Source organism: Pseudoalteromonas rubra, assembly GCF_005887115.1.
Classification (GTDB): Bacteria; Pseudomonadota; Gammaproteobacteria; order Enterobacterales; family Alteromonadaceae; genus Pseudoalteromonas; species Pseudoalteromonas rubra_F.
Genome location: NZ_PNCJ01000001.1, coordinates 13,185 through 33,426, shown reverse-complemented (window position 1 = coordinate 33,426; position 20,242 = coordinate 13,185). Strand labels below are relative to the sequence as shown.

Sequence of the window (20,242 nt, the reverse complement as noted above, 5' to 3'; positions counted from 1 at the left end):
TTTGTAGTGATATGGCGAAACCTGATCAACAAGTCGATACCCTGAAAGTTCCCCCCCATTCCATCGAGGCAGAGCAGTCTGTGTTAGGTGGACTGATGCTTGATAATCAGGCGTTTGATAGGGTTGCAGAGCTGGTTGTCGCGCAGGACTTTTACACCCGCACCCACAAGCTGATATTTGAGGCTATGAGCAAACTGGTCGAGGCCAGTCAGCCTATAGACCTGATCACTATCTCGGAAAACCTCGAGAAGAATAATCAACTGGACACGGTCGGTGGTTTTGCTTATCTGGCTGAAATTGCCAAAAATACACCCAGCGCAGCGAACATAGATGCCTATGCCAGTATTGTGCGCGAACGCGCAGTGGTCCGTGAAATGATCTCGGTGGCAAATGAAATCGCCGAGGCGGGCTTTAACCCGGAAGGGCGCGATAGCCACGAATTGTTGGATCTGGCGGAAAGCAAGGTATTCAAAATCGCTGAGCAGCGCACTAAGAGTACCGAAGGTCCACAGAGCATTCACAGTATACTCGAAAAAACCGTCGATAAAATTGAAGAGCTTTACCAGTCGCCGCAAGATGGTGTAACGGGGGTGAGCACGGGCTACTCTGATCTTGATCAGATGACCGCAGGCTTGCAACCCTCAGATCTGATCATAGTCGCTGCACGTCCGTCGATGGGTAAAACCACTTTTGCCATGAACCTGGCAGAACATGCTGCGATGACGCAAGATAAGCCAGTGCTTATCTATTCACTGGAGATGCCCTCAGAGCAGATCATGATGAGGATGTTGGCTTCACTGGGGCGTATTAACCAGACCAAAGTGCGGACTGGTCAGCTGGATGATGATGATTGGGCTCGGTTATCCTCAACCATGGGCTTATTGATGGAAAAGGGTCAAATGTACATTGATGATGCCTCAGGTTTGACGCCGACGGATGTGCGCTCGAGAGCAAGGCGGATTGCACGGGATCATGGTGGTATCAGCATGATCATGGTGGATTATTTGCAGTTGATGCGAGTACCCAGTTTGTCGGACAACCGGACCTTAGAAATCGCAGAGATATCTCGTTCACTCAAAGCATTGGCAAAAGAGCTTCAGTGCCCGGTGATAGCCTTATCGCAGCTTAACCGTACACTGGAACAACGTGCTGATAAACGCCCGGTTAACTCAGACTTACGTGAATCAGGGTCTATCGAGCAGGATGCCGACTTGATCATGTTTATCTATCGTGATGAGGTCTACAACGACGACAGCCCAGATAAGGGAGTCGCGGAAATTATCATTGGTAAACAGCGTAATGGTCCGATTGGTAAGGTTAGGTTAACCTTTCAGGGGCAATTCTCTCGGTTCGACAATTATGCCGGCCCTGCAGTCGATGACGAATATTAACGTATTCGTTTTTTCTCACTGAGTCGGCAGCCTGAATTAGGAGTAAGTATGCGCCTGGCAACCGCCGAAATTAACCTCGCGGCATTAAGTTATAATTTAAAACGGATCAAGGCACTGGCACCTGGTGCCCGCGTGATGGCTGTGCTCAAGGCCAACGCCTATGGTCATGGTCTGGTCAAAATTGCCCAGCAGCTCAATGGCGCGGATGCCTTTGCGGTAGCGCGTATTGATGAAGCACTGGCGCTGCGCGCCGGTGGCTTGACTAAGCCGATCGTTTTGCTGGAAGGCTTTTTTCATTGTGCAGATTTACCTATTCTGATTGCCAATAACTTTGAAACTATCATTCACGATGAAAACCAGCTGCGGGCCATCGAAACCAGTCAGCTGGATGCTCGTTTGTCTGTGTGGCTAAAGGTCGATACTGGGATGCACAGACTTGGTATCGAGCCTGAACAGTTCGAGACCTTCTATCAGCGGCTAAAAGCTTGTGGCAATGTTGACCCGAATATCAAACTGATGACGCACTTTTCCTGTGCTGATGATGTCAATAGCACGCAAACACAACGCCAGATTAAAGCGTTCGAGCATCTGATAGAAGGTAAACCTGAAGCTAAGTGTTTGGCCAACTCCGCTGGGGTACTCGGCTGGCCTCAGTCACATGGTGACTGGGTCCGCCCAGGTTTAATGATGTATGGGGTTTCACCCATGCTTGACCAGGTTGGCACTGAGCATGGCCTCAAGCCTGTGATGCGGCTAACAACCCGGGTGATCGCCATCAAGACCATCGCTGCTGGTGAGAAAGTGGGATATGGCGGTCGCTGGCAGAGTAATCGACAAACTCAGTTGGCCGTAGTTGCGATGGGATACGGTGATGGCTACCCACGTAATGCTCGCAATGGGACGCCTGTAGTGATAAGGGGGAAGCGTTATGGCATTGTTGGTGCGGTATCTATGGACATGATCACTGTGGACATAGGCACTAACCCAGGTGGAGTTGCAGTCGGTGACCTGGTTGAAATGTGGGGTCCTGATTTACCGGTTGAAGAAGTTGCGGCGTGTGCGGGGACTATCCCTTATGAATTACTCTGCAATGTCACACCCAGGGTGAGTTACGACTACATCACCCCAGCAGACTAATCCAGCTAATTATTCCAGAAGCTGGCCATGCAAGGTTGCGACAATTGAGCGGCTACTTGCATGGTCTCTATGCTCCCCTAAGTAAATCCCTTGCCAGGTACCCAATTGCAAGCGCCCGTGACTCACTGGTATCGTGACTTCACAGCCCAGCGTACTGGATTTGATATGGGCTGGCATGTCGTCGTCACCTTCATAATCATGACGATAGTAGCTTTGCCGTTCGGGTACAAAGTGGTTAAAGTGACTTTCCATATCCATGCGAACGGTGGGGTCGGCATTTTCATTGATGGTGAGACTGGCTGAAGTGTGTTGAATAAACAAATGTAGCAATCCCACTTTGTAATAGCCTAGCTGAGGTAACTGTGTAAGTACTTCATCATCAATTAAATGAAAGCCGCGTTGACGCGGCCTGAGTGTGATATGTGTCTGATGCCAGCTCATAGCTTATCGAAGCTCACCTCTATGTTGGCATTCCCGTCAGCTGAGGTGAAGGGCATAATGATTTTCGGGCCATCGCATTTGTGAGTAATAGTGTGCCCGGGTCCGGAGACCACAATTGGCGTGGCCATATCAAACTCGTAGCCTTTTTCACCAAGCAGGTTCTTTGCGCCACCAGTGACCATGTTGGTGATCTCACCGACCATGTCGGTGACTTCTTCATTGATTTTGTCCGGGCGCTCACCCAGCATTCTTTCCATAATGGTCAACGCCAGGCCTTCATCAAAACTGATAGAAAAGGAGCCTTTGGTTTGTGGGCCCACCATGCCAATCAACCCAGACACATCACCGCGTGCCACCTCATCTTTTTTAATCTTGGGCTTACCTGGCGTTAATTCTGTTTGTGCCATGGTCGCCAGTACATTCATTAGTGACGATAAAAAAGGGTTGATGAATTCTACATTCATATGCTTCTTCCCTAGGTTCCTACGTTGTAACGGACGCTGATTTAAGTGTAGTGGGCTTTTTACTTTGCTGCACTACTCATTACACTTTCCACAACGGCCGTGTGCTTCAATCGTTTGTGCTTTTACAAGAAAGCCGTGCTCTGCAGCCAGGTTATTCAGTTCGTGCGAAATGGCATTGGAATGCAGCTCTTGTACGTGGCCACATGAGTCACAGATCAATAACTGCACAGGGTGAATACAGTCAAAGTGATGGCACAGCATAAATGCATTTGTGCTTTCAATCTTATGAATAAACCCTAATTCTGAGAGAAAATCCAAAGCACGGTATACCGTTGCTGGTTTTGCGCCAGACTCGGTGAGTTTGAGCTCTTCTAACAGATCATAGGCGCCTACACCGCCTTGTTTAGCAGCGAGTAAGCGGAAAACTTTCTCTCGGATAGGGGTAAAACGAGCCCCTCGATTATCACAAACTTGCTTAGCTTTACTTACCAGTTGTTCTATATTCATGTTCTAAATCCTTACACTGCCATGCAATACTAACATATTCTTTTTAATAGTCTTGTATCGACAGGGATTTATTCATTATATTCTCCGGGCGAGTAAAGTTGTGTTCAAGCCAGTCCTGGAATGCGGCTTCAGGCATTGGCTGTCCAATCAGGTAGCCCTGACCAATGTTACACTTAAACTCGACCAGTCGTGTGAGCTGTTCATGATCTTCAATCCCTTCGGCAATCACTTTAAGGCCCATGCCGTGTGCCATAGTGATAATATTTTTTACCAGATAGGCCGATTCATTCCCTGTGTGCATGTCGGCAATGAAGCTTTGGTCAATTTTCAACACATCAAACGGATACTGACGCAAATAGTTCAACGATGAGTAGCCTGTGCCAAAGTCATCCATTGAGATCAAAATCCCCATTTGCTGAAGTTTATCCAGTGTGGCTTTAATCGTGTTGTCACCACTTAATAGCAGACCTTCAGTGATCTCCAATTCAAGCGTACCAGGTTGTAAAGCACAACGTTCTATCAAATGCTCAACATGGCTGAGTAGTTCAGGGTCATTAAACTGGCGGGGTGACAGGTTAACCGCCAGCCGCAATGACGCATTAAATTGCGTATGTATTCGCTGTAAGGCTTTGGCAGCAGAGTTAAGAACAAACTTGCCAAGGTCGATAATGAACCCATTTTGTTCTGCCAGGGGAATAAACTCAGCCGGAGAAATTGGGCCGAGCTTATCACTGTGCCAGCGAAGCAGGGCTTCAGCCCCAACCACTTTGCGCGCCTGGAGATCCAGCTGCGGCTGATAATAGACCTCGAATTCTCCGCGCTCAAGTGCGCCTTGCATGTTTTCTTCCAGCATCAGGCGTCGTTGCAGTGAGTTGCTCATGCTTTCGGTGAATAAACAATAAGTATTGCGACCCTGTTGCTTTGCATTATACATGGCAGAGTCTGCCTTTCTCAGCAGGTCGTTGGGCGTATCGGCGTCCTGAGGAAACAGGGCAATGCCCAGACTCAGAGAAATATTGAAGGCACGACCGTCAATATCAAACGGTGCATGAAAGAGTTTAACCAGTTTGGTAGCGATGGGATGAATATCAGCGTTGCTTTTCAAGTCGCCCAACAGAATGATGAACTCATCACCACCAAGGCGCGCTACAGTGTCTTTTTCTCGCAACGCCGACTGCAGTCGCTTTGCCGAATGGATCAAGACTTTATCACCGACTTCATGTCCCATTGAATCATTCACTTTTTTAAAGTCATCCAAATCGATAAAGCCAACACCAACCAGTAACTTGTCTCGTTTGGCGTCATGGATCAGTTGCTGGAGGCGATCAAGCACTAAAAAGCGATTGGGCAAGTCCGTGAGGGTATCGTAAAAAGCGTGGTGCAGGATGATTTCTTCCTGGCGTTTTTTGTCTGTGATGTTGCGTACAGCAATAACCAAAGACTCGGTCCCTGGTAGTGCACTGAGGCGAGCTTCAAAGTGACGGTTACCGTCCTCAAAGGGCAGCGAATATTCAAGTTGCGTTAACTGGCCAGGCTGTTCAATACTTTGAATTGCGCGAGTAAAGTGGCGCGAGGTTTGGGCTGGCAGGAATTCCTCAATTTTACGTCCCAAAAATTGGGCTTCAGGTACGTATAAGTCGTCTGTCTGTCCGCTGTGATACTCTAAAATAGTGCCCTGTTTATCAATGATAAAAAACAAGTCAGGCAGGGCTGAGAAAATGCCCTCCAGGATCGCTGTTTTGCGGCTGGCATCAGCCTCAGCTTGTTGCGTTTTCTGCCAGCCGACTTGCAGACTGTTTGCCATGTGGTTGAGGTTGTCCGCCAGATGCTTAAACTCGCCAGCGCCATGTGTCTCGAGTGTGTCGCTGAAGTCAAAACTACTCAGTCGCTCACTGAGCGCAACTAGCTGTGATACCGGGCGATGAATGAAGAGCCGAGTGAAATACAGCACCAAAGCAGTGAGCAGTGCCGCAATCGCCAGAATAGACAGGGTTTTCATTCGCGTATATTCAAGTAGTTGTTGTGCCTGGTCAGCAATGGAATATTCGGCATAAATGAGTGCCGGAAGGGGGGAATTAGGCGCCACTGCGCCTTGTTGTTCATAGGTGCTGTAGGCCTGATACAGATGGTTATGTTTAATGTATTCAACCATTATGTATGGCGGACTGAGCCGTTGACTGATGGCTTCTGGTTTGAGTTTTAATGGGGTATCGTTGTGGTGGCGGCCCTCATGGCTTGTGTTACTACTATATAGCACCATGCCTTTTGCATCGACCAGTGCCAGGTGGTCATATTGCTGGCCCTGCTGATATGCAACCAAGGTGTTACGTATTTCTTTCTGATCGTTTTGGGCGAGGTGATGCTGCATTGTCAGGTTAAGCGCCGAGAGATCGCGTTTTAAGGTTGCTTCTGTGATCGCCAGCAGGCTTTCTTGCTGGGTATCATGATGGACCTGCACTAAACCTACCGCCAACAGGGCGGCAAATAAAAAAGCACTAAGTGTAAGCCATAGCTTGAGGTCAATGGAGTACAGTTTGGTCACTCGGCTATCTCTCTTTCGTGTTATCACCTGGCCCTGTGACTGAGCAGTCGAGACTCTGGGCTGTCCCTTGTCAAGACTCGGACCCCGTTTTAGAAGCTTTCTACAGGTAAGTGTAGTTGAAAAGTACTGATTACTCGTTGTGATCTTGGATTATAGGAAAAAGAAGTTACACCAGTCAGGTGAAAAACAATCAATAACTAATTACGGAATGTATTTGGCCTGGCTGCGATTTTTGGCTAGGGTAGGTAAGAAGCTAACAAAGTCAAAACAAGGAGCGGCTATGAGCAGACATGAAGCGGATAAACTAAGCAGAAGTGCGCAACGGGTTCAGGATGCCATTGCGGCGGCAGGCGGGGCGTTTACTGTTGTCGAGTTACCCGGCAGCACCCGCACTGCAGAAGACTCTGCGCACACCTTAGGGTGTCAACTCGGACAAATTGTAAAATCACTGATATTTAAAGGCAAAGAAAGCGGTAAGCCGGTGTTGTTATTGGTCAGTGGCAGCAATCGAGTAAAAGAAAAAGTCGTGGCCAAACATCTGGGAGAGAAGCTGGTAAAAGCCGACGCTGAGTTTACCCGGGAGGTCACCGGATTTGCCATTGGTGGCATACCTCCTATCGGACACCTTACCCAGCCAGTCACTTATATTGATGAGGATTTACTGCAATATGAGACGCTGTGGGCTGCGGCAGGTACACCCAATGCGGTATTCTCGCTGCCAGCAGCCAAGCTGGTGTCACTGACTCAGGGAGTCGTGATAGCCGTGAAAAGCTGATTGCGGCGCTATCCGGTAAAGAGTTGCAGCGTGATTTTTACTTCGTCAGACTCAAACTCTGCAACACCCTCATAACCTTCAATATTGTAGTTAAAGCTGAAGAAACGGCGCAGCCACAGGTCGTCTTTATTGTCCTTTAGCACTTCGATGGAAATATCCATCAGGCTTTCAGCCACATTCATACCGACTGCAAACAGAGGATTGGCCGCCGCGGCCACGACTGTGCGGGTGAGTTCGCCAAATGCTGCGGTTTTTCGAACCTTAGCCATCAGCTTGGCCGTACTGCGAATATCACTGTCATCTTCTAAGACGGCAATATGGGCATCAAGGAAGCGTGGGATCTGTCCGGCACGATTACGATAAATGGTGTAACCCGCAGGGCCAAAGCTAATGGTGCCGCCTTCGCTGACTGGCATTACGTTTAGCTCCATATTAAATGCATGATCTGCTACCCCATCACTTACAGCACTAAATACCTTAATCTCAAACTTACTTTCGCTGAGTAACTTGTCGACGAAGCCCTGCGATTTAACATGAATTGACATAATGCGAAGCTCGACATCGGTAAACATTTGATTAGGCATGAAATAAATCCTTTGATATGCAATGGCTCTAGCATACTTGGAAGCAGGTTAGGGTGCTATGGTTTTTGCTTGTAAGGTAAACGAATTGAGAGCAATAATAAATCAGAGTGGGTGGTGAGAGTTTATTACAGCAGTATGCAAGATGAGAAAAATGGTGGCCCCACCTGGACTTGAACCAGGGACCTACCGATTATGAGTCGGGTGCTCTAACCAACTGAGCTATAGGGCCATTTCTAAATTGTAGTGCTCAATAAATTCATCCATGAAGCGAGGTCCTGTCGGCGTCCTGCCTCCACCTCAACAAGCTGCGAAGCGATGCTTCGGTCTTGTATCGCCCAACTGAGCTATAGGGCCATTTTTAGATTGTTTGTGGCAGTCATAAACACGTTCATGATGACTATCACTTAGCTCGGTCATCCACGACCTAGCGTTCTTTAATTTCAAGCTGAATTTTTATTAGCTTTGAAAGCCTTAAGGCTTATGTTTATCACTTAAGCTGTAGAGCCATTTTTTGCTGGCTTTTTAGCACAGACCTAAAAAGCGCTGGCAGTATAAAAATTTTTAACAGGCTTGTCACTAGCTAAAGAGGAAAAAGTCGCACATATCTGATTCAATTGCTTAATAAAAAGCCAAACTAGGCGCTAAACCTGTTTCTTTATTCGGTTCATCTGCTTTACATCTGTGCGTTAGATCCAGACATCGTTTTGTGCGGTGAGTGCGCTGTCGGCATCTCCGGTGTTGACGACCCCTTTGGGTTCGATAATAAGTACCTGGCACTCATGCTCTGCATAGGGTTTGTGTTCTGTACCTTTGGGCACAACCAGCATGTCACCCTCTTTCAGATACTCTGTGCGGTCCCGAAAGGCTATGTGCATCTCACCGGATAGCACAATGAACACTTCGTCGGTGTCGGGGTGATCGTGCCAGACAAATTCCCCCTGAAGTTTTACCAGTTTGAACTGGTAGTCGTTCATTTCCGCAATGACTTTAGGACTCCAGTGCTCTGAAAACAGCGCCAGCTTGTCGGCAAAATTAATGGGTGCGTGTGACATAACATTTCCTTATGGTGACGGGCATAAGAGAAAAGCCTTACCCGACCGGGTAAGGCTCAAGGATCAGTTGAGTCTTGAAACCACAAAGTAGGGGTTCAGATATGACTCTTTTTGGTTGTACAGCAGGGGACTGCCGTCCAGCTGAGTGACAGTTGCACCGGCGATTTTCGCCACGGCATGTCCGGCGCCGGTATCCCATTCACTGGTGGGGCCCAGGCGCGGATACACATCGGCAGCACTTTCCGCAACCAGACAAAGTTTCAGTGAACTGCCTTTTGGCACCATGTTCACATCATCAAATTGTTTGAGGTAGTCAGCCAAGTCCGGTGAAGGGTGTGAGCGGGAGCCTACCACTTGAATGGTGCCCTGATTGTCTTTGCGGGTGACTTTCAGCTCGATACGGGCCTCGCCACATTCTTTGAAAGCGCCAATGCTATTGGCGGCGAAGTAACTGACGTTCAGTGCGGGCGCATGGACCACGCCCATCACCGGCTCACCGTTTTCAATCAGGGCGATGTTGACCGTGAACTCACCGTTTTTCTTTATAAACTCTTTGGTGCCGTCGATGGGGTCAACCAGCCAGTAGCGCTGCCAGGTTTGGCGTTCCTGCCAGCTGATCTCGGCGCTCTCCTCACTGAGGATAGGCAAATCCGGAGTCAGCGTTTGCAGGCCTGCCGTGATCACCTCATTGGCGGCTAAGTCGGCGTCGGTGACCGGGCTTTTATCGTCTTTATATTCAACGTTAAAGTCTTTGGCATAAATGGTGAGGATCTTGTCTCCGGCGCGTCGGGCCAGATTAACAATTTCCTCCAATAAGTCGGTGTCGTTCATGGTATTTCCTTGGTACTACAGATGAATTATCTCGCGCTGTTGCAGATACGCTACCAGCTGTTGCACCGATTGGTCCAGACTATTTTCACCGGTATTAATGCGGATCTCCGGGTTTTGAGGTGGTTCATAGTCTGAGTCTATGCCGGTAAAGTGTTTGATCTCGCCGGCGCGGGCCTTTTTATACAGGCCTTTCGGGTCCCGCTGTTCACACACTTCCAGCGGTGTATCCAGATAAACCTCAATAAACTCGGCGTCTTCAACCAGGTTGCGAACCATATCGCGTTCGGCCTGGAACGGGGAGATAAAGGCGGTCAGTACGATCAGGCCCGCATCGACCATGAGTTTGCTCAGTTCACCCACACGGCGGATGTTCTCAACCCGATCTGCGTCGCTGAATCCGAGATCTTTGCACAGCCCATGACGTACATTGTCGCCATCGAGCAGGTATGTGTGTGCGCCGAGCTGTTGCAGAGCACTTTCCAATGCATTGGCAACGGTGCTTTTGCCCGAGCCAGAGTAGCCGGTAAACCACAGAATAACCGGACGATGGCCCTTTTGTTCGCTGCGATGTGTTTTATTCACGGCATAGTTATGCCAGACAATATTCGTATCCATAATTCCTATCCACTAAAACGGGAAAACCAAGGGGATCAGCGTCAGCACAGTGATCGAGTAAATAATTGAAAGCGGCAGGCCCACGGTCACATAGTCTTTGATCCGGTAATTGCCTGCACTGTATACCATCAGGTTAGTCTGATAGCCAAAAGGTGAAATAAAACTGGCCGATGCACCAAAGGCCACCGCCATTACGAATGGCAGTGGATTCACGCCAAAGCCAATGGCCAATGCATACGCGACAGGGAATGACAGTGCGGCTGCCGCATTGTTGGTGATTAATTCAGTGAACACCACCGTCATCACAAAAATGGCGATAAAGGCACCATACGGGCCGAAGTCGCCTAGCACATAAAACAGCGCATCGGAAATCTGCCCGGCTAACCCTGTGTCTATCATCAGCTTAGCTAAGCCAATGGCACTGCCCACTATGGCCAGCAATTCAATGGGAAAACGACGCTTCATTTCACTGACTTTGACGGAGCCAAACAGCACTAGCCCAAGTAATAATACCATCAGGCCTTTGACTAAAGGCACAATATCGAAGATCCCCAAGCCGAGCACGGCAACAAAGGCAGCCATCACTTTATTCGATTGTGGCTGTGTTAAATGGGTTTGCAGGTCCAGGCCAGAGATATAAACAAATTCGCGTTTCAGGTCGGGCAGCTGGTAAAAGTCACCGCCAGGGGCGAGAATCAAAGAATCTCCTGCCTGCAGCTTGACCTGACCCAGGCCGCCAGGCAGACGGTCATGACCTCTGCGAATGGCTATCACCGCGGCATGAAACTGTTCGCGAAAGCGGATCTCTTTGAGTGTTTTGCCCAAAAACTTGGACGACTGACTGATCACGACTTCCACCAAATGCTCAGCGTCTTTTTCGTGCTTGTCGTGTACCACCTGTAATCCGTCGAAACGACGTAGTAAAGGCACAGACTTGATATCGCCGACAAACAACAGCACATCACCCTGCTGGATTTCCTGTTGCGGGGTCACGGCGCAAATGCGGCGCTCGCCGCGAATGATTTCTGCCAGGAATAAATCGCGCAGATCGCGCAGGCCATTTTCCTCGACTGTGCGGCCTATCAGTTTGGAGCCCGCAGTCACTTTCCCTTCCAGATAGAAAGGTACTACTTCTTCTTCCTTACGGCCATGGTCTGGCAAAAACTTCAGTAACAGAATGATGGTGATCAGGCCCACACTCAGTGCGCCAATGCCAACCAGGGTAAAATCAAAAAAGCCCAGCGGTGCCATACCAGCCTCAATCGCAAAGCCATTGACGATTAAGTTGGTCGAGGTGCCGATCAGGGTCAGGGTACCGCCCAGAATCGCTGTGTACGACAGTGGCAGTAATAACTTGGAAGGCGAGTGGGTTTTGCTTTCTTTAATGGTACTGATCAAAGACGCAACCACGGCGGTATTGTTGGTAAAAGACGACAAAAAGGCCGTGGATAACCCCAGTTTCATGACCGAGCGCGCCAGCGAACCATTGGCCAGCGAGCGGGCAAGGTATTGCACCAGAGTGGTTTTTTCAATGGCAATAGAGACAAGGATCAGTAAAACCAGAGTGATCAACGACGGATTAGCGTAATTGACCAGCATGGTTTCCAGATCGATTAGCCCAGCCAGATAAGCGCTGCTGATTGCGCCAACGAATAACCAGGCCGGATTAAGCCGCGTGCCAAAAAGACACGCGACTAACACGAGCATGATGCCTGTTAAGATGATCTGCTCTAGCAGCATAGATAACTCCCGTTAACAGGCATAAGGCCGTTATTTCAGCTTGCTCAAATCAAGCGCTTGCCAGTGTGGGAAGTGCTTGCGAACCAGGGCATTGAGCTCCAGCTCAAACTCGCTGAACTGCTGCTTTTCGCTGAGTTGTTCATCCAGAATCACATCAATCATACCCGCACCTACGGTCAGGTTGCTCAGACGGTCAATCAGGATAAAGGCACCGGTTTCGTGGTTATCACGATATACGTCGGCAGCGATTGTTTCTGTCAGTTCCAGCGTAACAATGGCAATCTCGTTCAGCTGCAGGCTTTCGGCTTCGCCATGTTCCAGCGTGTTGACGTCTATGGTGTGGTCAATCTGCTTCACGATGGCAGCCGTACTCTTAGCGCCCAGCTTGAAGTTGTACGTTTTGCCCAGCACCAGAGGCGCTTCGTGCATCCATACCAGCTTGGCCTGGATCAGGTTGGTTGCTTTAGTCGATGAGTCTGCCGGGACAATCACATCACCACGGCTGACATCCACTTCATCATTCAAAGTGATGGTCAGTGCCTGACCGGTTTCTGCTTGTTCCAAGTTGCCGTCGAAGGTTACCAGCTCTTTGATGGTACTGGTTTTACCCGAAGGTAGAATCTTAACCGCCTGACCCACACTTAGCGCACCTGACGTCAACGTGCCCTGAAAACCACGAAAATCCAGGTTGGGGCGAACGACGTATTGCACCGGGAAGCGGGCTTCAAAGGCACTGTTTGGTTCAGCAGCCGGAGAATCTTCCAGCAGCGCCATCAGCGGTTGATCTGTGTAGTAAGGGGTGTGCTCGGAGCGAGTAACAACGTTGTCGCCTTTCAACGCCGAAATCGGCACGAACTTGATGTCATTGACGTCCAGCTGCTCTGCAAACTTCAGGTAATCGGCCTTGATCTTTTCGAACACCGCTTCATCAAAGTCAACGATGTCCATTTTGTTGATGGCCACAACGAATTGTTTGATCCCCAGCGAATCACAGATAAAACTGTGGCGCTTGGTCTGGATCTGCACACCATAGCGGGCATCAACCAGAATAATGGCCAGATCGCTGGTTGAAGCGCCGGTTACCATGTTACGGGTATACTGCTCATGCCCAGGTGTGTCCGCGATGATAAACTTGCGCTTGGCCGTTGAGAAATAGCGATATGCGACGTCGATGGTGATACCTTGCTCACGCTCTGCCTGCAAACCGTCAACCAGCAACGCAAGATCCAGCTCTTCACCGGCATTACCGACTTTTTCATTGTCTTTGTGCAGCGCTGCCAGCTGATCTTCATAGATTTGGTGGCTGTCGTGCAGCAAACGGCCGATCAGGGTGGATTTACCATCGTCTACACTGCCGCAGGTCATCATGCGCAACAGGCTTTTGTCCTGTTGGCGTGACAAGTAGGTTTCAATCCCCAGTTCTTTTACTTCATTTGCGGTAGACATTAGAAATACCCCTCACGTTTTTTCTTCTCCATTGACCCGGATGAATCATGGTCGATGACCCGGCCTTCACGCTCTGAAGAGGTCGATAACAACATTTCTTCGATGATCCCGGTCAGAGTGTTCGCCTCAGATTCAACCGCACCGGTCAGTGGGTAACAACCCAGCGTACGGAAACGTACCGACTTCATTTCAGGCACTTCCCCTTCCGCCAGTGGCATACGCTCGTCGTCGACCATGATTAATGTGCCATCGCGCTCAACTACCGGGCGTTTTTCTGCCAGATAAAGCGGCACTATCTCAATGTTCTCCTGGTAGATATATTGCCAGATATCCAACTCAGTCCAGTTTGATAGCGGGAATACTCGAATACTTTCGCCTGGATTGACCTGACCGTTGTAGGTATTCCACAGCTCAGGACGCTGGTTTTTTGGATCCCAGCGGTGGTGTTTATCACGGAATGAATACACACGCTCTTTTGCACGAGACTTTTCTTCATCACGGCGTGCGCCACCAAAGGCTGCGTCAAAACCGTACTTGTTCAATGCCTGCTTAAGACCCTGAGTTTTCATGATATCAGTGTGCTTGGCTGAGCCGTGGGTGAATGGGCCAACGCCCATTGCTAACCCTTCCGGGTTTTTATGCACAATCAGGTCAAAGTTGTACTCTTTGGCCAGACGATCACGAAACTCAATCATCTCGCGGAATTTCCAGTCCGTGTCTACATGCAGCAGAGGGAAAGGGATCTTTGCCGGGAAAAACGCTTTACGTGCTAAGTGAAGGAGTACCGATGAGTCTTTACCTATGGAGTAAAGCATCACTGGGTTTTCAAACTCAGCAGCGACTTCGCGAATAATCTTTATACTTTCAGCCTCAAGTTGCTGAAGGTGAGTTAAAGCCATTGTCGTCGTCCTACTTAAATACTAAAAATAAAGTGGTTCATGTGTCAGGCGATCTTAGCGAGCGGCTGAGCGTAACTTGCAATTTGTTCTGTTTTACCAAACCAGGCCAGCTCCTGATGCAGTGCAGCGACTTCGCCAATGATCAGCAGCGCCGGAGACTGGATATTGTTGGCTTCGATTTGCGCTGCCAGCTGACCAAGTTCAGTGGTCACAACACGCTGTGATTTGCGGGTACCATTTTCAACGATGGCCACTGGTGTGTGTTCACTGCGGCCATGGGCCAGGAGTTGGGCCTGTATATGCGGAGATTTAATAACCCCCATATAAATGGCCAACGTCTGGTTGGGCTTGGCTAGCGACTGCCAGTCCAGTTCCTGCCCTTCTTTTTTACAGTGCCCCGTCACAAACTGAATAGCCTGAGCATGGTCACGGTGTGTAAGCGGTATACCCGCATAGGCACTGCACCCCGCGGCGGCGGTAATACCAGGGACTATCTGGTAGCGGATGTTGGCCGCAGCCAGGACCTGCACTTCTTCGCCACCACGGCCATAAATAAAGGGGTCGCCGCCTTTAATACGACATACCTTTTTACCTTGCTGGGCCAGCTCAACCAACATCTGATTGGTGTCTTCTTGTTTGACACTGTGGTGTCCGGCGCGTTTTCCGACGCAGATAAGGTCGGCATCGCGTCTGACCAGTTCCATAATTTCATCGGACACCAGGTAGTCATACACCACAACATCAGCTTGTTGCATCAATTGCAGAGCTTTGAGTGTCAGTAGTTCCGGGTCACCCGGGCCTGCGCCGACGACATAGACTTCGCCCTGTGGCTCAGCGGTGTCGTCCAGCATGTCATGCAGCTGCTGTTGCGCACCTTGTGTGTCTCCGCTTTGTACTTTACTGACAACATGTGAGTCGAATACCCGCTCCCAGAATTGACGGCGATCCGCAAAATGCTTAAAACGGCTTTTGACCTTGTCTCTGAATCCGCCAACCAGTTCAGCTAACGGGCCAATATGTTGTGGGATCAGGGTTTCGAGCTTTTCTCTTAAACGGCGCGCCAATACAGGCGCTGTGCCGGCACTGGAAATTGCAATGGTAATGGGGTTGCGGTCAACGATAGACGGAAAAATAAAGCTACATTTTGGCTGGTCATCAACCACATTGACGAAAATATTGCGCGCATCCGCTGCATCGCGCACCTGTGCGTTGACGTCATCGTTGTCGGTGGCAGCAATAACCAGCGCCATGCTGTCAACGGCGTCGGCGCTAAAGTAAGCTGTCTTCAGATGTAGCTCACCTTCTTCAGACAATTGCATGAGTTCGTCACAGAATTCAGGAGCCAGTACAGTTACATCGGCGCGCGCTTTTAGCAGCGCGCGGATCTTTCTCAGTGCAACTTCACCGCCGCCGACGACCAGCACGGGTTTGTTGTCTAGCTTGGTAAAGATAGGTAAGTACTGCACGCTGTTGCCCCTTAAACATCGTAAAACTTGATATAAGCCAACTCTGGCTTTTTCTAGAGTGGCAGAATATCCCGCGTACTGGCAGGGAAAAAATAACTTAAACCCAGTTTTTATAACTAAAAGTTATATAAAGACTTTAAAATAGGCTTACTTCATATATATCAAGGGGTTTAGGGTGGTTACATGTGTCTGATAACAGTTATAGCTATTGGTTATGAGTTATAATTTCGACAATTTATCCCAAAGCGTGCTTGCTGGTACTGAACAACGCCGTAACTTTAGCCCCAGCGGCTGGCTGGATAAGCGGGCGTGGCCAAGTGAACTTGTTCGGTAATGGTGCGGACAAATGTCCTGTGGTCGAGTGGGGCAAGCGGCTAACGTTGAAGTCCGACTCATATGATGCAGCCATGTCCTCAGGACTGTGGCAGTAAAAAGGAAACTAATATGAAAATGCAAGCCGTCGCACGCGAGGTGCTTGGATTGATGGATCTGACGTCGTTAAACGAACAGGATAACGAAGCCAGTATCATTGCGTTGTTAGACAGCATTCGACCAGAACTGGGATTACCCGCTGCGGTGTGTGTGTATCCGGAATTTGTGGCGCTATGTAAAAGGGAGCTGGCACGTCGAGGCTGGTCACAGGTGAAGGTCGCCACAGTCACAAATTTTCCCAGCGGTAAGCAGTCGCTGCAGCAAGTGCTGACACAGACTAAAGAGGCGTTGCAGGCCGGAGCCGATGAGATTGATTTGGTCATGCCTTATCAGCAGCTCCAGGCAGGCGACCCGGATACGCCCTGGCAGTATGTGCGCTCAAGCAAGCAACTCTGTGGCGCACAGGCAAAGCTTAAAGTGATTATTGAATCAGGGGTGCTGGAAAATGCACAGCAAATCGCTCAGGCCAGTGATGTTGCCATTCTGGCCGGGGCTGACTTTATTAAAACCAGTACCGGCAAAGTGCCGGTGAATGCAACGTTAGAAGCGACAAAAATCATGCTTGAACGCATCCGTGTTTCGGGCAAGGCTGTTGGCTTTAAAGCCGCTGGCGGCGTTAAAAGTGTTGAGCAAGCAAATGATTACTTACAAGTTGCAGTCGATATCATGGGTAATGACTGGTTGTGTGCAGACCATTTCCGGTTTGGTGCATCGAGTTTATTACAAGATGTGCATAACCAGCTGAGTTGTTCAGACTAACGGAGAGCAAGGTGAAGCGTGACCAGGCAGTGATACGCGAGAGTGAGCGAGAGAAACAACAGCTGGAGCATGGTGCGGCCAAGCTATTTATGCGCAGCTATGAGCGCCTCACTCACACGCCCATGCGTCACATCTGGCACAATCAACCAGCAAAACCCGATGTGAGTTGTTATCTGGGGGAGTCACAACTCGATATTGAAGTTGCGCACCTTTATGCCAGCGAAACGGAGGCTATGGCTGTATTAGGTCGCCCGTTGTCACTGACCATGCAACGTGAATTGGCAGTGATGGCCCAGGCGCCGAGTACACGGCGACTGAATACAGGTCTTGGTCGCTTACTAACACAAAAGGCGGGCAAGCATTATCATTCTCAGCGTGTTTGGCTGTTGATCCGAAATGCCAGCCCGATGTGGCACCGGGCCGACTTCGAAAGAGAATTACCACACTTACCTGTTCCCCAAACACACCCTTTCGAACAAATATGGCTGCTCTGTGATTTCTTCTATGGTGATCCGCTGCGCTTGTTTTAGCTGGGAAATTTCGGGTTCTTAGCGCTCGGTAGAAGCAGAACCAGCCTGAAATTGGCACAAATACCGCTTTGCGCATCTTTTACTCTTGTTTTCAGTTTGTTCGTCAGTATAATGGGCATCCACTTTGCAGGGGCGTAGTTCCAATTGGTAGAACAGCGGTCTCCAAAACCGATGGTTGCGGGTTCGAGTCCTGCCGCCCCTGCCACTCTTAATAATCAGTCCAAATCTAAAATAATGGGTTTTACCACCACCGCTTATTTGTAAATTTGGATTGAAATGGATTAACCCTGCTCATATGTAGGGTTGTTGTGTCTGTATTTAAGGTAAAAATAAATTATGAGCACTAATGTTGAAAACCCGTCTAGCTCGATGGACACGGTAAAGTGGTTGTTGGCAGTCGTTTTATTGGCTGGCGCAGTTGTTGGTAACTACATGTACGCTGATATCTCAGTGCTAACGCGCGCGATTGGTGTGGTAGTTGCGATTGGTGCAGCATTGGGTATTGCTGCGACAACAGAAAAAGGGCGCACCTTTATCGCTTTCGCCAAAGAGTCTAGAATTGAGGTTCGCAAGGTAGTTTGGCCAACGCGTCAGGAAACAACACACACGACCTTTATCGTAATGGCTGCAACAGTAGTAATGGCACTGATCCTGTGGGGATTGGATGGCATTCTGTTTCGTGCAGTTGGCTATTTAACCGGTTTGGCCTTGTAACAGGTTAGCGTTTTAACTGGATTGGAGATCTGATCCCATGTCGGATGAGAACAAAGAAAAGAAATTACGTTGGTACGTAATTCAGGCGTTTTCAGGTTTTGAAAAGCGCGTCGCTCAAACTATTCTTGAGCACATTAAAATCGAAGGTCTGGAAGACTACTTCGGTGAAGTACTAGTCCCAACTGAAGAAGTTGTGGAAATGCGTGCCGGACAAAAGCGTAAGTCTGAACGTAAATTCTTCCCAGGCTATGTACTGGTTGAGATGGTGATGGATGATGCATCCTGGCACCTGGTCAACAGTACACCACGTGTGATGGGCTTTGTGGGTGGTACGTCAGATCGTCCAGCGCCAATCAGCAAAAAAGAAGCTGATCGTATTCTTAACCGTCTGCAGGAAAATGCAGAAGCACCTAAGCCAGCGACCTTGTTCGAGCCAGGTGAAGTGGTACGTGTTATTGATGGTCCATTTGCTGACTTTAATGGCGTTGTGGAAGAAGTCGATTACGAGAAGAGTCGTCTGAAAGTATCGGTACTGATCTTCGGTCGTTCTACACCGGTTGACCTGGAGTTTGGACAGGTTGAGCAAGATAAGTAATTTTGTTGTTTAAAACAGCAAAAGTTATTGCCAAAGGCCGCTGGTTAATCTATAATCAGCGGCCTTTTTGTATGTCATTACGATGACGCACAAAAAGACAGATTTTTTTAATTGGGAAGCCGTCTGAGTACGCGTCCTCGCGCGCACAAGGCTAAGACCCACATAACGAGGTATTATCATGGCTAAAAAAGTTGAAGCTTTAATCAAGCTACAAGTTGCTGCTGGTATGGCTAACCCTAGTCCTCCAGTAGGTCCTGCACTAGGTCAACACGGTGTAAACATCATGGAATTCTGTAAAGCGTTCAACGCACGTACAGAGTCTATCGAGAAAGGTGCACCGGTTCCTGTAATCATTTCTGTTTACAACGACCGTTCTTTCACTTTCGACATGAAAACTCCACCTGCTTCTTACCTTCTTAAGAAAGCAGCTGGTATCAAGTCTGGTTCTGGCCGTCCTAACACTGAGAAAGTGGGTACTGTTACTCGCGCTCAGCTTGAAGAGATCGTTGAGACTAAACGTCCGGATCTTACTGCTGCTGATATGGACGCAGCTGTACGCACGATTGCAGGTTCTGCACGTGCAATGGGCTTGAACGTAGAGGGGTAATTGAGAATGGCTAAATTAACTAAGCGTATGCGTACTATCCGCGAAAAAGTGGATGTTACTAAAGAATACGAAATCAACGAAGCTGTTGCTCTTCTTAAAGAACTGGCTACTGCTAAGTTCGTTGAAAGCGTAGACGTTGCTGTAAACCTGGGTATCGATGCTCGTAAATCTGACCAAAACGTACGTGGTGCAACTGTACTACCTCACGGTACAGGTCGTGAAGTACGCGTAGCAGTATTCACTCAAGGTGCAAACGCTGATGCAGCAAAAGAAGCTGGTGCTGATCTGGTAGGCATGGAAGACCTTGCTGAGCAGGTTAAGAAAGGCGAAATGAACTTCGACGTAGTTGTTGCTTCTCCGGATGCAATGCGCGTAGTTGGTCAACTAGGTCAAATCCTAGGTCCACGCGGCCTTATGCCTAACCCTAAGACTGGTACTGTAACGCCTAACGTTGCAGAGGCAGTTAAAAACGCGAAAGCGGGTCAGGTTCGCTACCGTAACGACAAAAACGGCATCATCCACACCACTATCGGTAAGGTTGATTTCGACGCTAACCAGCTTCAGGAAAACCTGGAAGCACTTATCGTTGCGCTTAAGAAGGCTAAGCCTTCACAAGCTAAAGGTACTTACGTGAAGAAAGTAAGCATCTCAACGACTATGGGCGCGGGTGTTGCTGTAGACCAAGCTACTCTAAACACGCAAGTGGCTTAATTTA

Annotated in this window: 21 protein-coding genes and 2 tRNA genes; 10 read left to right on the top strand and 13 right to left on the bottom strand. The window is 49.0% G+C overall.

Annotated elements, in window-relative coordinates; all coding sequences use genetic code 11:
* Positions 1-11 precede the first annotated feature (11 nt).
* Together dnaB and alr are read left to right on the top strand one after the other, a co-directional pair.
* On the top strand, positions 12-1,391 hold the full coding sequence (dnaB, locus tag CWB98_RS00150) for a replicative DNA helicase (RefSeq protein WP_138542983.1): 1,380 nt from the start codon (positions 12-14) through the stop codon (positions 1,389-1,391).
* Between the two features lie 48 nt (positions 1,392-1,439).
* Complete coding sequence (gene alr / locus CWB98_RS00145) at positions 1,440-2,528, top strand: alanine racemase (RefSeq protein ID WP_138542982.1); 1,089 nt, start codon at positions 1,440-1,442, stop codon at positions 2,526-2,528.
* Positions 2,529-2,537: 9 nt separating this feature from the next.
* Here the strand turns inward: alr and CWB98_RS00140 are convergent, their stop codons facing one another.
* From CWB98_RS00140 to CWB98_RS00125, 4 genes are all read right to left on the bottom strand, one after another.
* The gene (locus CWB98_RS00140) at positions 2,538-2,969 is read right to left on the bottom strand and encodes a secondary thiamine-phosphate synthase enzyme YjbQ (protein ID WP_138542981.1); all 432 of its coding nucleotides are present in this window, start codon (positions 2,967-2,969) and stop codon (positions 2,538-2,540) included.
* Positions 2,966-3,433 (bottom strand): chemotaxis protein CheX, encoded by a 468-nt coding sequence (locus CWB98_RS00135; RefSeq protein ID WP_138542980.1) that lies wholly within the window; start codon positions 3,431-3,433, stop codon positions 2,966-2,968. The genes CWB98_RS00140 and CWB98_RS00135 overlap by 4 nt, the downstream gene beginning before the upstream one ends.
* Positions 3,434-3,505: 72 nt before the next feature.
* A complete protein-coding gene (locus tag CWB98_RS00130; RefSeq protein WP_058796952.1) occupies positions 3,506-3,940 on the bottom strand; it encodes a transcriptional repressor in 435 nt (144 codons plus the stop codon).
* Positions 3,941-3,983: 43 nt separating this feature from the next.
* Positions 3,984-6,482 carry an EAL domain-containing protein gene (locus CWB98_RS00125; RefSeq protein ID WP_138542979.1) on the bottom strand — a complete coding sequence of 833 codons (2,499 nt, stop codon included), beginning with the start codon at positions 6,480-6,482 and terminating at the stop codon, positions 3,984-3,986.
* 280 nt (positions 6,483-6,762) lie between these two features.
* Between CWB98_RS00125 and CWB98_RS00120 the strand changes: the two genes are divergently transcribed.
* Positions 6,763-7,257, top strand: coding sequence for a YbaK/EbsC family protein (locus CWB98_RS00120; protein ID WP_138542978.1), 495 nt, complete (start codon positions 6,763-6,765; stop codon positions 7,255-7,257).
* A gap of 8 nt (positions 7,258-7,265) precedes the next feature.
* On the opposite strand, the gene CWB98_RS00115 is transcribed toward CWB98_RS00120, so the two are convergent.
* The 9 genes from CWB98_RS00115 to cysG all read right to left on the bottom strand — a co-directional run bounded on the left by CWB98_RS00115 (position 7,266) and on the right by cysG (position 15,890).
* Complete coding sequence (locus CWB98_RS00115; RefSeq protein ID WP_138542977.1) at positions 7,266-7,841, bottom strand: hypothetical protein; 576 nt, start codon at positions 7,839-7,841, stop codon at positions 7,266-7,268.
* A 152-nt stretch (positions 7,842-7,993) separates the two neighbouring features.
* Positions 7,994-8,070 (bottom strand) — tRNA-Ile (locus tag CWB98_RS00110).
* 457 nt (positions 8,071-8,527) lie between these two features.
* A complete protein-coding gene (locus tag CWB98_RS00105) occupies positions 8,528-8,893 on the bottom strand; it encodes a cupin domain-containing protein (RefSeq protein WP_138542976.1) in 366 nt (121 codons plus the stop codon).
* A 63-nt stretch (positions 8,894-8,956) separates the two neighbouring features.
* A complete protein-coding gene (gene cysQ, locus CWB98_RS00100; RefSeq protein WP_046003837.1) occupies positions 8,957-9,724 on the bottom strand; it encodes a 3'(2'),5'-bisphosphate nucleotidase CysQ in 768 nt (255 codons plus the stop codon).
* A gap of 15 nt (positions 9,725-9,739) precedes the next feature.
* Positions 9,740-10,339 (bottom strand): adenylyl-sulfate kinase, encoded by a 600-nt coding sequence (cysC, locus tag CWB98_RS00095; RefSeq protein ID WP_046003838.1) that lies wholly within the window; start codon positions 10,337-10,339, stop codon positions 9,740-9,742.
* A 12-nt stretch (positions 10,340-10,351) separates the two neighbouring features.
* Entirely contained in the window at positions 10,352-12,076 is a 1,725-nt protein-coding gene (locus CWB98_RS00090; RefSeq protein WP_138543000.1) for an SLC13 family permease, read from the bottom strand.
* A gap of 33 nt (positions 12,077-12,109) precedes the next feature.
* Positions 12,110-13,525 carry a sulfate adenylyltransferase subunit CysN gene (gene cysN, locus CWB98_RS00085; RefSeq protein WP_138542975.1) on the bottom strand — a complete coding sequence of 472 codons (1,416 nt, stop codon included), beginning with the start codon at positions 13,523-13,525 and terminating at the stop codon, positions 12,110-12,112.
* Entirely contained in the window at positions 13,525-14,424 is a 900-nt protein-coding gene (gene cysD, locus CWB98_RS00080) for a sulfate adenylyltransferase subunit CysD (protein WP_046003841.1), read from the bottom strand. Before cysD ends, cysN begins: the two co-directional genes overlap by 1 nt.
* Before the next feature lie 44 nt (positions 14,425-14,468).
* Positions 14,469-15,890, bottom strand: coding sequence for a siroheme synthase CysG (cysG, locus tag CWB98_RS00075; RefSeq protein WP_138542974.1), 1,422 nt, complete (start codon positions 15,888-15,890; stop codon positions 14,469-14,471).
* Positions 15,891-16,334: 444 nt separating this feature from the next.
* Here cysG and deoC point away from each other — a divergent pair, with 444 nt between their 5' ends.
* The 7 genes from deoC (at position 16,335) to rplA (ending at position 20,238) form a co-directional block, all read left to right on the top strand.
* Positions 16,335-17,081, top strand: coding sequence for a deoxyribose-phosphate aldolase (deoC, locus tag CWB98_RS00070; protein ID WP_138542973.1), 747 nt, complete (start codon positions 16,335-16,337; stop codon positions 17,079-17,081).
* Between the two features lie 29 nt (positions 17,082-17,110).
* Positions 17,111-17,611, top strand: a complete 501-nt coding sequence (locus tag CWB98_RS00065) for a hypothetical protein (protein WP_138542999.1) — start codon at positions 17,111-17,113, stop codon at positions 17,609-17,611.
* Positions 17,612-17,739: 128 nt separating this feature from the next.
* A tRNA-Trp gene (locus CWB98_RS00060) sits at positions 17,740-17,816 on the top strand.
* A gap of 131 nt (positions 17,817-17,947) precedes the next feature.
* Positions 17,948-18,325 (top strand): preprotein translocase subunit SecE, encoded by a 378-nt coding sequence (gene secE / locus CWB98_RS00055; protein WP_138542972.1) that lies wholly within the window; start codon positions 17,948-17,950, stop codon positions 18,323-18,325.
* A gap of 37 nt (positions 18,326-18,362) precedes the next feature.
* Positions 18,363-18,920, top strand: a complete 558-nt coding sequence (nusG, locus tag CWB98_RS00050; protein WP_010387321.1) for a transcription termination/antitermination protein NusG — start codon at positions 18,363-18,365, stop codon at positions 18,918-18,920.
* A gap of 178 nt (positions 18,921-19,098) precedes the next feature.
* Positions 19,099-19,527, top strand: a complete 429-nt coding sequence (gene rplK / locus CWB98_RS00045; RefSeq protein WP_010387320.1) for a 50S ribosomal protein L11 — start codon at positions 19,099-19,101, stop codon at positions 19,525-19,527.
* A gap of 6 nt (positions 19,528-19,533) precedes the next feature.
* On the top strand, positions 19,534-20,238 hold the full coding sequence (rplA, locus tag CWB98_RS00040) for a 50S ribosomal protein L1 (RefSeq protein WP_010387319.1): 705 nt from the start codon (positions 19,534-19,536) through the stop codon (positions 20,236-20,238).
* Positions 20,239-20,242 lie beyond the last annotated feature (4 nt).